Below are 12,912 nucleotides of genomic sequence, written 5' to 3' on the forward strand. Positions count from 1 at the left end.
CGCATTTTACCCGTTCGGGCAAAAAAGAAGCCGCCAGGAGCCCTGGCGGCTTGTCGGGAATGCGTCGGAGGGGTCAATTAACTCTGGCGCAGACCAGAGTTTAATTTAATCGAAGGCGGCTTGTCACGCGTCGGTAACAGCGCCCCCTCCAGCGTGGGGTGATGATGAAAGGCTTTGATAAGAAAAGTGACGAGTTCGCGCGACATTGTGCCGAGAACGGCGCTCAAACATGTCGTAGATTCGTCAACATCACTTAAATTCCTAGGCAGAAAGCGGGTCGCCATCGTGGCAACGGCGGGCACAGGTCCGAATCCGGCTTGCGGTATGCGCTGCACAGGCGTCCAATCGCGGCAACCCTCAACCTGCGTCGGCTTGCACGGCGCCTCCTGGTTCCCCCGATGAAGCCCGCCGATCTCGCCCGCTTGCTTGCCCTGGCCGCCATCTGGGGCGCCAGTTTCCTGTTTATCCGCATCGGCGCGCCGGTGCTGGGACCGATGCCGACCGCCTTCGCCCGGGTGCTGATCGGCGCGCTCACGCTGGCGGCATGCCTGCCGCTGCTGAAGCTGCGCTGGGATATGCAGGGCAAATGGCCGGCGGTGCTGGCGCTGGGCGTGGTCAATTCCGGTATCCCGTTTGTCATGTACGCCGTCGCCGCGCTGTGGCTGCCGGCCGGCTATTCGGCCGTGTTCAATGCCATGACCCCGCTGATGGGCGTGCTGATCGGCGCGCTGGCGTTTTCCGAACGGCTCACGCGCGCCAAGGCCGCGGGCGTGCTGCTGGGCGTGGCGGGCGTCGCGGTGCTGACCCGCACCGGACCGGTGGCGTTCTCGGCGGACGTGCTGCTGGGCGCGCTGGCCTGCCTGCTGGCCACCGCCTGCTACGGCCTGTCCGGCTTTCTCGCGCGGCGCTGGATCACGCAGCGCGGCGGGCTGGACAGCCGGCTGGTCGCCGCCGGCAGCATGGTCGGCGCCACCGTGTTCCTGCTGCCCTTCTGCCTCGCCGCGCTGTGGCGCCACAATACGCTGCCCGCTGCCGGCACCGGCGTGTGGGCGGCCATGCTGGGGCTGGGCGTGTTGTGCACGGCGCTGGCCTACATCCTGTATTACCGCCTGATTGCCGACCTGGGCCCGGTGCGCTCGCTGAGCGTCACCTTCCTGATCCCGCCGTTCGGCATCATCTGGGGCGCGCTGTTCCTGGGCGAGGCACTATCGTGGGCGCACGCGGCGGGTGGCGCGCTGATCGGGGTGGCGGTGTGGCTGGTGTTGCGGCCGGTGGCGGGGGTGGAGACGCCCGTGCAGGCGCGGCCGGTGGCAGGACGTTGAGGTCGTAACGCTCCGAAACTTGGGCCCGGTAACGGTGCCCGTGGCGTATAGTCATCCTCGTCGGGATATAGTCGGGCCCATGAAGATCCAGACAATCTTCGGCGCGGATGGCCAACCTGCATTCGTCGTGATCCCTTACGCCGACTATCTCTCGCAACATGCGCGCGCAAGCGAGCTGATTCCATATCCGGTCGTGCGCCGCGTGCTGGCCGATGACGTGCCGCCACTGCGCGCCTGGCGCGAGCATCTTGGCCTGACCCAGGCAGACGTCGCAGTGCGCCTCGGCATTTCACAGCCCGCCTATGCGCAGCAGGAGAACAGCACCCGCCTGCGCAAGACCTCGCGTGAGCGCATTGCCGCCGCACTCGGCATCACTGCCGCGCAACTCGATATCTGAGCCAGGACGCCAGGCCGCGGGTTCAGGCCTGTGCCGTCGTGCCCGCCGCCACGTTGTACTGCTCGCGCACCATCACCACCACGCGGCGTGCCTGGCGCAGGTGACGCACGGCGTCGGCTTCGCTGCGTTCGGGGAAGTCGACTTCGGCGCTCCAGTTGCAGCCGGTGTGGTCGGGCCGGTGCACGCAGACCGCGCGCAGCTGGCAGTCGTGGCAGCCGGGCTCCTGCCGCAGGCACAGGTTGATCAGGCGTTTGAGTTCGGACAGGGGCTTCTTCAGGCGCTCCATGGATGGCTCCGTCAGGTGCGCGGCGCGCTTACGCCCGGGCGGGCAGCCCCGGCGTGGGTTCGGCCTCGGTGGCGCCGGCCCGGCATTGCGGGCAGACACCGTACAGCACCAGCATGTGCTCGCGCAAAACAAAGGCGTTGTCGGCGGCTACCTGGCGCTGGCGCTGCTCGATGCTTTCGTCGCGGAATTCCTCCACGCGGCCGCAGGCAACGCAGATCAGGTGGTCATGATGGCCGCCTTCGTTGAGTTCGAACACGGCGTGGTCGGACTCGAAGCTGTGCCGCAGCAGGATGTCGGCCTGCACCAGCTGGTTGAGCACGCGATACACCGTGGACAGTCCCGCGTCCTCGTCCTGCGTCAGCAGGATGCGGTAGACGTCTTCGGCGCTCAGGTGGCGCCGGGCGCTGGTGCGGAACACTTCAAGGATCCGCATGCGCGGCGACGTGGCCTTCAGGCCGGCGCGCTTGAGATGGATCGGCTTTCTGCTCTCGAATGACATGGCGGAAGGCATTGGCATGCGGCTGGCGCCCCGCGGGCAGGGCGGCGCCCGGCCCGGCGCCGCGCACGGGCGGCGTCGATGGCTTGGCGGGATTTCAGGCTGAAGCGCCAGGGACGGACCAGCGCTGGTGCTCCCGGCCCTGGCGGCGCGCCGTGCCTGCACGACGCGCGGAATAAAAAGGTGGCCTGGCTTGTCACCGGAAGACGCGATCGGGAAAGCGGGGTCTGGTTGCTTTCCCGATCTTCCGAAGACTGGCTACTGCCAAACGCTCCGCGTGACGGAGCGGTCCCCACAAAAGTCGGTGTCGAATGCCGCCGCAGCGGCATCCGGAAATCCTGTTCCTGCCAGCTTCGGTTGCTGCCGCGTGCCGCGGCGCGCCGGACCTGGCCGGTCTGCCTGTCGGGCGGTGCGCCGTGCGTCAGGCAGTGATCGAATGGTAAATGGGAATCGATCTCATTACAAGAGAATTTTACCGGGCAGCCTCTTTTTTTGAGGGTGGTCTGGTGGCTGCAGGGGGCGATCCGGCGGCGGTAGCTGGCTTCGACCTGATGACGCTGGCGCTGGCCTGGTCGCTCCATGTTGCTGCCGACGGCGGGCCACTGGGAACGGTGTCGTGGCTTGGCACGCTGACCGCCAGCGCGTTTGCCGTGGCGCTGGGCCGTTCCTATGCGCCACGCGCGGTGCAGCGCCTGCTGCCCGGCGTGGCGGGTATCGGCCTGGCCGCGCAGGTCGCGCGCTGGTTGCTCGCAACCTGGGTGTAGCCCCTGCGTAGCCTTACAGCGGCGGGGACACCCAGTACGGGTCGCGGCCGTAGTACTCGTGCAGCGACTTGCCCCACTGGGGATCGGCCATGCTCGGCCAGCTGTCCTTGTTGAAGCCCGGTGCGGATTTGAGCCGGTCTGCCGTCACGGCAATCCGGAAGCATTTCTCGTCGGTGTCCATGACCAGTGCATTCCATGGGATGGCGTGCAGTGTGTCGCCGATGCCGAGAAAGCCGCCGGTGGTCAGCACCGCGTAGGCGATGCGGCCGTGCGGTACATCCAGCATGATCTCGGAAATCTTGCCGACGTGTTCGCCGTCGGATGAATAGGCCTTGGTGCCGTCAAGGCTCGATGCCGCCATCACTTCAGGGCCCGGGCCTTCGCCCACGCCTGAACCGATGATGGCCGCGCCTTCACGGGTGGGAGGTTGGTTCGGCATGCTGTGCTCCTTGTCGCAAGACGTTGGAATGCATGGCCTGCGCAATGACCATGCCTGCGCCGTTTGTGGCGCCGTGCGCATGGAGCTGAAGTCGCCAGCTGCCGCCGTGGTAATTCTTTCGTGTGGCATGGAAAAAAGGCGCGTCAGCGTGGCGCTGCGCGCCTTCCTGCAGCGGTTCCCGGCGGAGCCTAGAAGCGATGCCGCATGCCAAGCATGACGCCCACGCGCGTGGTGCTGTCCACGCCCGCGGCGGGCGGCGCGCCCTGCTGGAACATCAGCCCGCCCCCCAGCGTGGTGCCGCGCGCCAGGCTGCCAGGCTGCTCGCCGGCGGTCTTCATGTAGACCACGCTGTTGTTAATCCGGTAGTCCTGGAAGAAGAAGTCACCGCCGATATACAGCGGCTCGGACCAGGCGCTGGTTTACCTGCATTGCGCAAACGCCCCCGGAAAGTGCGTCATCGACCGCAGCGAGGTGGCGCGATCAGTTGCCCGCAGCCGTGGCCGGCGCATCGCGCGACAGGCCCAGGATCCAGTTGCGGAAGGCCGCCAGCGCTTCGGATTCGGGCCGGCCCTCCGGATAGGCAAAGTAGTAGCCCTGCTGCTCGTCCAGCATGCCCGCCAGCGGGATCACCAGCTGGCCGGTCTGCAGCTCGCGCTCGATCAGCAGGCGCGGCGCCAGGCCGATGCCGAGCCCGGCCGCGGCGGCGGCCGTCATCATCGTGAACAGTTCATAGCGCGGCCCGCGCGAGGCGGCCAGGTCATAGGCCCAGCCCTGTGCCGCGTACCAGTCGCGCCAGGCGTTGGCGCGCGTGCTCAGGTGCAGGTGTCGGCAGCGCGCCAGGCTGGCGGCGCCGGTCACGGGGTGCCCGGCCAGGAAGGCGGGACTGCACACCGGCACCATGCCCCCTTCGCGGAAGATCACGCCGCCGCGCGTGCCGGGCCAGAACTGGTCGCCGAAGTAGATCGCCGCGTCATAGGCGCATTCCTGGAACGAAAACGGCTGCGAGCGCGCCGACAGGTTGACCGTCACATTGGGATGGCGCCGCGCAAAGTCCGGCAGGCGCGGGATCAGCCATTGGGTGGCAAAGGTGGGCACCACCGCCAGCTCCAGCGTGTAGCCCATGGCCCGGCCGGTGGTGATTTCCAGCGTGTCGCGCTGCAGGTGGTCCAGGTGCCGGCGGATGCGCGCGGCGTATTCGCGCCCGGTATCGGTCAGCTCCAGGCGCCGGCGCACGCGCGTGAACAGCGCCACGCCCAGGCGCTGCTCCAGCTGCGCCACCTGCCGCCCCACCGCGCTGTGCGTCAGCGCCAGCTCTGCCGCGGCGCGGGTAAAGCTGCCTAGCCGTGCCGAAGCCTCGAAGGCCTGCAGCGCGCCCAGGTTGGGGATGTCGTTTCTCATGGGACTGCGAGGGAAGGAAGGCTGACAGTATAAACAGCGGCGCCAGGCCGCACCGCTACCGCGGTCGTGCGCCGCACGCACAACGTTGTGCGCAATGCGCGCTTGTGCGCGCCATGGGGGCGCCCCTATCCTGCCTCGCGGATCGTCGCCAGCCCGGCTGCCATCCAGTGCTCACCTGTTTGCGCCCATGACCTCCAAACTCTCCACGCTCCTTACCGCCAACGTCGGCGCCGCCCGCGCCGCGCAACTGCTCGCGCTGGTCACCTTGCCCGCGGATCTGCCGCAGGCCCCGCAGGGCCGTGCCAGCCGCGCGGAAATTGCCCAGGCCCTGAACATGGTGCTGTTCGGCGGCATCCTCGAGCGCGTGCCGAGCGGCCGCGCCTACACCGACGATGTCGCCGCTGCCGGCGGCAAGGTCACCTTCGACCATGGCGCGCTGCGCACGGTCAAGTGGCGCGACAACGGCGCGCTGCCCGAAGGCGAGGCCGCCTTCACCCGCATCCTGCGCCCGCTCGGCTACGTGCTCAACGGCACCTATCCGCTGGACCGCATCGGCATGACCGGCCGCTCATACGCGCATGCCGACGCGCCCGAGGACATCGCCCAGTTCTTCCTCAGCGAATTCCATCCGGAACGCTTCAGCGAAGCCTTCCGCGCCGCCGTCAGCCGCGTCACCGGCACCTCCGCAGACCCGCTCACGCCGCGCGCGCAGACCCTGCTGTGGCAGCTGGAGCGCGACGGCGCGCTGGACCTGGCCGACGGCGCCGAGCTGGTCGGCCTGCTGGTGCCATGCTTCGAGCGCCAGCACGCCACGCCGAGCCTGGCCGACTATGAAACCCTGCTGAGTGAATCGGCGGAGATGGCCTGGGTCGCCACCGAAGGCAACGCCTTCAACCATGCCACCGACCGCGTCGACGACGTGTTCGCGCTGGCCGAGCAGCAGAAGCAGCTGGGCCGGCCGATGAAGGACAAGGTGGAAGTCTCGCGCAGCGGGCGCGTCAAACAGACCGCGTTCCGCGCGGATACGGTGCGCCGCAACTTCGTCGGCGCGCAGGGCGAGACGGTGGAGCGGGACGTGCCGGGGTCGTTCTACGAGTTCATCACGCGAGACCGCTTTGCCGAAGAAGCGGCCGCGCCGCAGCGTTATGACCTGGGGTTTGATGCGGGCAATGCGCAGGGGATCTTCAAGATGACGGCGGCGGCCTGCTGAGGTGATGAGGGGGGAGGGCGCGGGCGCGTGGATGCGCCGGCCCTCTCCCCCGGCCCCTCTCCCGCAAGCGGGCGAGGGGAGCACACCCTTGTTACCCCGCCCGCTTCGTCGAAATCACCGCCTCAGCCACATTGGCCGGCGCCTCGGCATAGTGCTTGAACTCCATCGTGTACGTCGCGCGTCCCTGCGTCAGCGAGCGCAGCGTGGTGGAGTAACCGAACATGGTTGCCAGAGGCACCTCGGCGCGCACGATCTTGCCGCCGCCACCGGCGATGTCTTCCATACCGTGCACCATGCCGCGGCGTGACGACAAATCGCCCATCACGTTGCCAGTGAATTCCTCAGGCGTTTCCACCTCGACGGCCATCATCGGCTCCAGCAGGATGGGCCTGGCCCGGCGCATGCCTTCCTTGAACGCCATCGAGCCGGCCATGCGGAATGCGTTCTCGTTCGAGTCGACGTCGTGGTAGGAGCCGAACACCAGCGTGGCCTTGATGTCGACTACCGGGTAGCCGGCCAGCACGCCTGACTGCAGGGTCTCGCGGATGCCCTTGTCCACCGCGGGGATGAACTCGCGCGGGACCACGCCGCCCTTGATGGCATCGACGAACTCATAGCCGCCGCCGTGCGGCATCGGCTCGAGGTTGAGCACCACGTGGCCGTACTGGCCGCGTCCGCCCGATTGCTTGATGAACTTGCCTTCCACGTCCTTGACCGGCTGGCGGATGGTCTCGCGGTAGGCCACCTGGGGCTTGCCGACCGAGGCCTCCACGCCGAACTCGCGCCGCATGCGGTCGACCAGGATTTCCAGGTGCAACTCGCCCATGCCGGAGATGATGGTCTGGCCGGATTCCTCGTCCGTAGTCACGCGGAAGGACGGGTCTTCCTGCGCAAGGCGGTTCAGCGCAATGCCCATCTTTTCCTGGTCGGCCTTGGTCCTCGGCTCGACGGCCTGCGAGATCACCGGTTCCGGGAAGCTCATGCGCTCCAGGATGATGACCTTGTCGGGGTCGCACAGGGTGTCGCCGGTGGTCGCTTCCTTCAGGCCGACGGCCGCGGCGATGTCGCCGGCGCGCACTTCCTTGATCTCCTGGCGCACGTTGGCGTGCATCTGCAGGATGCGGCCCAGGCGCTCGCGCTTGGCCTTGACCGGGTTGTAGACGGTGTCGCCGGATTTGACCACGCCGGAATAGACGCGGAAGAAGATCAGCTGGCCGACAAAGGGGTCGGTCATGATCTTGAACGCCAGCGCTGCAAACGGCTCGTCGTCGCTGGGATGGCGCTCGGCCTCGCGGTCGTCTTCGGTGTGGCCCAGGATGGCCGGCACGTCGGCGGGCGAGGGCAGGTAGTCGATGACGGCGTCCAGCATGCTCTGCACGCCCTTGTTCTTGAAGGCGCTGCCGCACAGCATCGGCACGATCTCGTTGGCGATGGTGCGCTTGCGCAGGCCGCGCTTGATCTGCTCCTCGGTCAGCGGCTCGCCCGACAGGTACTGGTGGAGCAGCGTCTCGTCGGCCTCGGCGGCGGCTTCGACCATCTTGTCGCGCCATTCCTGCGCGGTGGCCAGCAGGTCCGCCGGAATGTCCTGGTATTCGAAGCGCACGCCCTGGCTGGCATCGTCCCAGACGATGGCCTTCATCTTGACCAGGTCGACCACGCCCTGGAAATGGTCCTCGGCGCCCAGCGGGATCTGGATCGGCACGGCGCGGCCCTTGAGGCGGTCGGCGATCTGCGTCTGCACGCGGAAGAAGTCGGCACCGACGCGGTCCATCTTGTTGACGAAGGCAATGCGCGGCACCGCGTACTTGTTGGCCTGGCGCCAGACCGTCTCGGACTGCGGCTGCACGCCGCCGACAGCGTCATAGACCATGCAGGCGCCGTCGAGCACGCGCATGGAACGCTCGACTTCGATGGTGAAGTCGACGTGTCCCGGCGTATCGATGATGTTGATGCGGTGTTCGGGGTAGTTGCCGGCCATGCCCTTCCAGAAGGCAGTGGTGGCGGCCGACGTGATGGTGATGCCGCGCTCCTGCTCCTGCTCCATCCAGTCCATGGTGGCAGCGCCATCGTGCACTTCGCCCAGCTTGTGGTTGACGCCCGTGTAGAACAGGATCCGTTCGGTCGTCGTGGTCTTGCCGGCGTCGATATGCGCGCTGATGCCGATATTGCGGTAGCGCTCGATGGGGGTCTTGCGAGGCACAGTGTTCTCCATGGATGAAACACGCTGGAATAGAGTAGCACCACTGGCCGTTTGCCGTTGTCCCTGCCGTGCGCAGGGGCACACCGCCGCAGCCCGGTGCTCCGGCATGAGCGTGTGTCTGAGGCGGGCCTAGGATTCGGCTTCATGCGAAACCGATTTCTCCCATCCTGCCAGCGTCCGCGGCTCCCTATACTGGCGCAGCATCGCGCCCCGCGTGTTCATCGCCCTGCCATCCCATGGCCGGTCAGGATGCGCCCGGTTGCCGATGCATTCCCGGACTACGAAGCCACGCATGACAACCATCCTGATCGTTGACGACCATCCGGCGATGCGGCTGGTGCTCAGGCACCACCTGTTGCAGCTGCTTGGCGTAGACGAGGTGATCGAAGCAGACAACGGACAGTGCGCCATCGAGTTGGTGCGCGCGCGCATGCCGGACCTCGTGCTGCTCGACCTGGACATCCCGCGCTCCAGCGGGCTGGATGTGGCGCCACGCCTGCGCGCGATCCATCCGCAGGTGCGCATTCTGGTGGTGACGGCGCTGGACCCGGCGGTGTTCATCAGTCGGTCATGGCAGGCCGGTGCGCAGGGCTTCGTCAGCAAGACCCAGGACATCAAGGAAATCCTGCGTGCGGTCGAGGCGGTGCTGGCGGGCTATACCGTGTTCCCGGTGCTCAACCGCGGCGGCGCGCCGCGCCAGGCCATGTCGGCGGACGAGGAGATCCTGCGGCGCCTCTCCGACAAGGAACTGGTGGTGCTGCAGATGCTGGCGCGCGGCATGTCCTACAAGGCCATCAGCGCCAGCCTCTTCATCAGCAACAAGACCGTCAGCAGCTACAAGGCACGCATCATGGGCAAGCTGCAGGTCTCGTCCCTGGTGGAGCTGGTGGATTTTGCGCGGCGCTGCCGGCTGACGCCCTGAGCCCGGTCATTCTCATTAGACATCGTATGACTTGGCGGGGCGACACCCACCCAGGTGCGTGCGCGCCGGTCAGCCTTGGGCGGCGGCCGTCCCTGAGGCCTTGCGCAGCCGTTCGCGGCTGTTGGTCAGGTGCATGCGCATGGCGGCCTTGGCCCCGTCGGGGTCGCGGCGCTCGATCGCGTCGTAGATGTTCTCGTGCTCGATGCTGACGCGCTCCAGGTACTGCTCGCGCTCGGGCGTGCTGACCTGCAGGCGGCTGCGCGGGATCACCATGGTGCCCAGGTGGCCCATGATGTCCGTGAAGTAGCGGTTGCCGGTGGCGCGCGCGATCGCCAGGTGGAAGGCAAAGTCGCTCTCCACGGCGTCGTTGCCGGCGCCGGCGCTGCGCTTGAGCTCATCCAGCGCCTGGCGCATGGCGGCCAGCTGCGCGTCGGTGCGGCGCGATGCGGCCAGGCCCGCGGCCTCGGCTTCAAGGCTGACGCGGAATTCCAGCATCGCCATCACATCCATGGCCGTGCCCAGCGCGTCCGGCCCGATGCGGAAGGGCGAAGGCGCCTCGGCCGCGCGCGCCAGCACGAAGGTGCCGATGCCGTGGCGGGTCTCCACTAGGCCGCTGGCCTGCAGCCGCGACAGTGCCTCGCGCACCACGGTGCGGCTGACCCCCATCGACGCCATGATCTCCGACTCGGTCGGCAGCTTGTTGCCGGGCTTGAGCTGGCCCTGGCGGATCTCTTCGCCAAGGGCCTGCACCACTTCCTCGGCAAGCGTGCGGCCGCGGCGGCGCAGCGGCGCTTGCGGCGCAGGAACGGGCGGAACGGACTGGGCGGGGGTGGAGTTCGGCATGGTGGATACGGGCGGGGTTTCCCGGACTTGACCGGTTCGAGATGGCCTCATTATACTGGGTTATCAGTCATACGATGACAGATAACATACGCGACACGATGGTCGGGGTGAACGATACTGCGCCCGCCATCAGAAATGCCGGAGACAACCCAGAGATGACCCCAACCGCCGCCCCCATGGCGTCCGCCCACACCCCGGTCGTAACCGAACTGACCGTGGTGCCCGTGGCCGGGCATGACAGCATGCTGATGAACCTGTCCGGCGCCCATGGCCCGTACTTCACGCGCAATATCGTGATCGTGCGCGACAGCGCCGGCCAAACCGGCGTGGGCGAGGTCCCGGGCGGCGAGGGCATCCGCCAGACGCTGGAAGACGCGCGGCCGCTGCTGGTGGGCCAGCCCATCGGCCAGTACCAGGCCATCCTGAACCGCGTGCGCGCGGCATTCGCCAGCCGCGATGCCGGCGGCCGCGGCCTGCAGACCTTTGACCTGCGCATCACCATCCATGCGGTGACGGCACTGGAGGCGGCCCTGCTCGACCTGCTCGGCCAGCACCTGGAGGTGCCCGTGGCCGCGCTGCTCGGCGAAGGCCAGCAGCGCGACGCGGTGGAGATGCTGGGTTACCTCTTCTATATCGGCGACCGCCAGCGCACCACGCTGGACTACCGCACCGAGCCCGATGCCGACAACGCGTGGTTCCGCCTGCGCAATGAAGTGGCGATGACCCCCGCGGGCGTGGTGCGCCTGGCCGAAGCCGCTTATGAGCGCTACGGCTTCAACGACTTCAAGCTCAAGGGCGGCGTGCTGAGCGGCGACGAAGAGATGGAAGCGATCCTGGCGCTGGCCGAACGCTTCCCGAAGGCGCGCATCACGCTGGACCCAAACGGCGCCTGGTCGCTGGCAGAAGCCGTGCGCCTGTGCCGCGACAAGCGCGGCGTGCTGGCCTATGCCGAAGACCCGTGCGGTGCCGAAGACGGCTACTCCGGGCGCGAGATCATGGCCGAGTTCCGCACTGCCACCGGCCTGCCCACCGCCACCAACATGATCGCCACTGACTGGCGCCAGATGGGGCATGCGGTGCGGCTGCAGTCGGTCGACATCCCGCTGGCCGACCCGCACTTCTGGACCATGCAGGGCTCGGTGCGCGTGGCGCAGATGTGCGCGGAGTGGGGCCTGACCTGGGGCTCGCACTCGAACAACCACTTCGATATCTCGCTGGCGATGTTCACCCACGTGGCCGCCGCCGCACCGGGGCGCGTCACCGCCATCGACACGCACTGGATCTGGCAGGACGGCGAGAACCTGACCCGCAACCCGCTGCAGATCGAAGGCGGCCTGGTGCAGGTGCCCAAGACGCCGGGCCTGGGCGTGGAGCTCGACATGGATGCCCTGGCGCGCGCGCACGCGCTGTACCAGCGCAAGGGCCTGGGCGCACGCGACGATGCCGCGGCGATGCAGTTCCTGATCCCGGGCTGGAAGTTCAACAACAAGGCGCCCTGCATGGTGCGCTGACGCGGTACCGGCAATGACGCCAACCGGCCGTTGCCGTTATCGGGACGGCCGGGCTCATCTGATAAAGACACACTGCAGGAGACAACGATGTACACGTTCCAACGCCAGCCCGCCCTGCGCCTGCACCACTGGCTGCGCGCCTTTGCGCTCGGCTCTGTCGTCACGGTGGCGGCCCTGACCGTCAGCGCCGCCGCCTACGCCGCGCCACAGGACTGGCCGCAACGCCCGGTATCGGTCGTGGTGCCGTTCCCGCCGGGCGGCTCCAGCGACGCCATCGCGCGCATGCTGACCGTGCCGCTCAATGAAAAGCTGGGCCAGCCCTTCGTCATCGACAACCGCCCCGGCGCGACCGGCGCCATCGGCGCCACCTTCGTCAAGCGCGCGCCGGCGGACGGCTACACCATGATGGTGGCGTCGATCGGCGTGTATGCGGTGAACCCGTTCCTGCAGAAGAACCTGGCCTATGACCCGGCCAGGGATTTCGACCTGCTGACGGTGGCGGTGCGCGCGCCCAACGTGCTGGTGGCCAATCCGCAGTTCCCGGCCAACACGCTGCAGGAACTGGTGGCCTACATGAAGAAGAACCCGGGCAAGGTCAGCTTTGCCTCGTCCGGCGCGGGCTCGTCCGATCACCTGACCGCGGCGCTGTTCTGGCAGAAGAGCGCCACCGACGGCCTGCACGTGCCCTACAAGGGCGGCGGCCCGGCCATCTCCGACCTGCTTGCCGGCCAGGTCGACGTGTCGTTCCAGAACGTCAACGCCGTGCTGCAGCACATCCGCACCGGCAAGCTCAAGGCCATGGCGGTGACCTCCGACAAGCGCTCGCCGGTGCTGCCCAATGTGCCGACCATGGCCGAGGCCGGCGTGAAGGATGTGGAGGTGTACTCCTGGCAGGGCGTGGCCGCGCCGCGCGGCCTGCCGCCCGAGGTGAAGAGCCGCCTGCACGGCGCGCTGGTGTCGTCGCTGAACGACCCGAAGATGCGCCAGAAGCTGTCCGAGAACGGCTTCGAGGTGGTGGCCAACACGCCTGAGCAGTTCAGCCAGTTCGAGGCGCAGGAGCTGCAGCGCTGGAAGACCGTGATCGAGAAGGGCAAGATCGCGCTGGACTGAAGCCATCCCACTGA

Annotated in this window: 14 protein-coding genes; 7 read left to right on the plus strand and 7 right to left on the minus strand. The window is 67.7% G+C overall.

Annotated features, from left to right (window positions below):
- Window positions 1-398: 398 nt before the first annotated feature.
- The gene (locus KB879_RS18275) at window positions 399-1,322 is read left to right on the plus strand and encodes a DMT family transporter (RefSeq protein ID WP_013951821.1); all 924 of its coding nucleotides are present in this window, start codon (window positions 399-401) and stop codon (window positions 1,320-1,322) included.
- A 79-nt stretch (window positions 1,323-1,401) separates the two neighbouring features.
- On the plus strand, window positions 1,402-1,719 hold the full coding sequence (locus KB879_RS18280; RefSeq protein ID WP_013951822.1) for a helix-turn-helix domain-containing protein: 318 nt from the start codon (window positions 1,402-1,404) through the stop codon (window positions 1,717-1,719).
- A gap of 22 nt (window positions 1,720-1,741) precedes the next feature.
- Here KB879_RS18280 and KB879_RS18285 read toward each other — a convergent pair whose 3' ends face one another.
- A complete protein-coding gene (locus KB879_RS18285) occupies window positions 1,742-2,005 on the minus strand; it encodes a hypothetical protein (RefSeq protein ID WP_153956634.1) in 264 nt (87 codons plus the stop codon).
- Window positions 2,006-2,033: 28 nt separating this feature from the next.
- Window positions 2,034-2,522 (minus strand): ferric iron uptake transcriptional regulator, encoded by a 489-nt coding sequence (gene fur / locus KB879_RS18290; RefSeq protein ID WP_013951823.1) that lies wholly within the window; start codon window positions 2,520-2,522, stop codon window positions 2,034-2,036.
- Between the two features lie 485 nt (window positions 2,523-3,007).
- Here fur and KB879_RS18295 point away from each other — a divergent pair, with 485 nt between their 5' ends.
- Window positions 3,008-3,265 (plus strand): DUF3325 family protein, encoded by a 258-nt coding sequence (locus KB879_RS18295; protein WP_249221147.1) that lies wholly within the window; start codon window positions 3,008-3,010, stop codon window positions 3,263-3,265.
- A 13-nt stretch (window positions 3,266-3,278) separates the two neighbouring features.
- On the opposite strand, the gene KB879_RS18300 is transcribed toward KB879_RS18295, so the two are convergent.
- The 3 genes from KB879_RS18300 to KB879_RS18310 all read right to left on the minus strand — a co-directional run bounded on the left by KB879_RS18300 (window position 3,279) and on the right by KB879_RS18310 (window position 5,102).
- Window positions 3,279-3,704, minus strand: a complete 426-nt coding sequence (locus KB879_RS18300; RefSeq protein WP_013951825.1) for a PRC-barrel domain-containing protein — start codon at window positions 3,702-3,704, stop codon at window positions 3,279-3,281.
- 188 nt (window positions 3,705-3,892) lie between these two features.
- Window positions 3,893-4,051, minus strand: a complete 159-nt coding sequence (locus KB879_RS39415) for a hypothetical protein (protein ID WP_228772745.1) — start codon at window positions 4,049-4,051, stop codon at window positions 3,893-3,895.
- A 133-nt stretch (window positions 4,052-4,184) separates the two neighbouring features.
- Window positions 4,185-5,102, minus strand: coding sequence for a LysR substrate-binding domain-containing protein (locus KB879_RS18310; RefSeq protein ID WP_013951827.1), 918 nt, complete (start codon window positions 5,100-5,102; stop codon window positions 4,185-4,187).
- Window positions 5,103-5,289: 187 nt separating this feature from the next.
- Between KB879_RS18310 and KB879_RS18315 the strand changes: the two genes are divergently transcribed.
- Window positions 5,290-6,312: a DUF1338 domain-containing protein gene (locus KB879_RS18315; RefSeq protein WP_041228507.1), complete on the plus strand. Its 1,023-nt coding sequence runs from the start codon at window positions 5,290-5,292 to the stop codon at window positions 6,310-6,312.
- A 91-nt stretch (window positions 6,313-6,403) separates the two neighbouring features.
- Here the strand turns inward: KB879_RS18315 and fusA are convergent, their stop codons facing one another.
- Complete coding sequence (gene fusA / locus KB879_RS18320; RefSeq protein ID WP_041228508.1) at window positions 6,404-8,512, minus strand: elongation factor G; 2,109 nt, start codon at window positions 8,510-8,512, stop codon at window positions 6,404-6,406.
- Window positions 8,513-8,804: 292 nt separating this feature from the next.
- On the opposite strand from fusA, the gene KB879_RS18325 reads away from it, so the two are divergent.
- Window positions 8,805-9,434, plus strand: a complete 630-nt coding sequence (locus KB879_RS18325; RefSeq protein ID WP_211979527.1) for a response regulator transcription factor — start codon at window positions 8,805-8,807, stop codon at window positions 9,432-9,434.
- Window positions 9,435-9,503: 69 nt separating this feature from the next.
- Here KB879_RS18325 and KB879_RS18330 read toward each other — a convergent pair whose 3' ends face one another.
- Window positions 9,504-10,277: a FadR/GntR family transcriptional regulator gene (locus tag KB879_RS18330; RefSeq protein ID WP_041228510.1), complete on the minus strand. Its 774-nt coding sequence runs from the start codon at window positions 10,275-10,277 to the stop codon at window positions 9,504-9,506.
- 155 nt (window positions 10,278-10,432) lie between these two features.
- Between KB879_RS18330 and gudD the strand changes: the two genes are divergently transcribed.
- Window positions 10,433-11,788: a glucarate dehydratase gene (gudD, locus tag KB879_RS18335; protein ID WP_211979528.1), complete on the plus strand. Its 1,356-nt coding sequence runs from the start codon at window positions 10,433-10,435 to the stop codon at window positions 11,786-11,788.
- An 87-nt stretch (window positions 11,789-11,875) separates the two neighbouring features.
- Window positions 11,876-12,898 (plus strand): tripartite tricarboxylate transporter substrate binding protein, encoded by a 1,023-nt coding sequence (locus tag KB879_RS18340; protein ID WP_013951833.1) that lies wholly within the window; start codon window positions 11,876-11,878, stop codon window positions 12,896-12,898.
- Window positions 12,899-12,912 lie beyond the last annotated feature (14 nt).

The sequence above is a fragment of the Cupriavidus sp. KK10 genome, from assembly GCF_018223725.1.
Taxonomy (GTDB): domain Bacteria; phylum Pseudomonadota; class Gammaproteobacteria; order Burkholderiales; family Burkholderiaceae; genus Cupriavidus; species Cupriavidus necator.

Bases quoted from the DNA above. Each gene is read 5' to 3' on its own strand.
- KB879_RS18300 (WP_013951825.1), bottom strand. From the start codon at position 3,704: ATGCCGAACCAACCTCCCACCCGTGAAGGCGCGGCCATCATCGGTTCA.
- KB879_RS18280 (WP_013951822.1), top strand. From the start codon at position 1,402: ATGAAGATCCAGACAATCTTCGGCGCGGATGGCCAACCTGCATTCGTC.
- KB879_RS18275 (WP_013951821.1), top strand. From the start codon at position 399: ATGAAGCCCGCCGATCTCGCCCGCTTGCTTGCCCTGGCCGCCATCTGG.
- fur (WP_013951823.1), bottom strand. From the start codon at position 2,522: ATGCCAATGCCTTCCGCCATGTCATTCGAGAGCAGAAAGCCGATCCAT.
- KB879_RS18325 (WP_211979527.1), top strand. From the start codon at position 8,805: ATGACAACCATCCTGATCGTTGACGACCATCCGGCGATGCGGCTGGTG.
- KB879_RS18285 (WP_153956634.1), bottom strand. From the start codon at position 2,005: ATGGAGCGCCTGAAGAAGCCCCTGTCCGAACTCAAACGCCTGATCAAC.
- KB879_RS18330 (WP_041228510.1), bottom strand. From the start codon at position 10,277: ATGCCGAACTCCACCCCCGCCCAGTCCGTTCCGCCCGTTCCTGCGCCG.
- KB879_RS18315 (WP_041228507.1), top strand. From the start codon at position 5,290: ATGACCTCCAAACTCTCCACGCTCCTTACCGCCAACGTCGGCGCCGCC.
- gudD (WP_211979528.1), top strand. From the start codon at position 10,433: ATGACCCCAACCGCCGCCCCCATGGCGTCCGCCCACACCCCGGTCGTA.
- KB879_RS18310 (WP_013951827.1), bottom strand. From the start codon at position 5,102: ATGAGAAACGACATCCCCAACCTGGGCGCGCTGCAGGCCTTCGAGGCT.
- KB879_RS18340 (WP_013951833.1), top strand. From the start codon at position 11,876: ATGTACACGTTCCAACGCCAGCCCGCCCTGCGCCTGCACCACTGGCTG.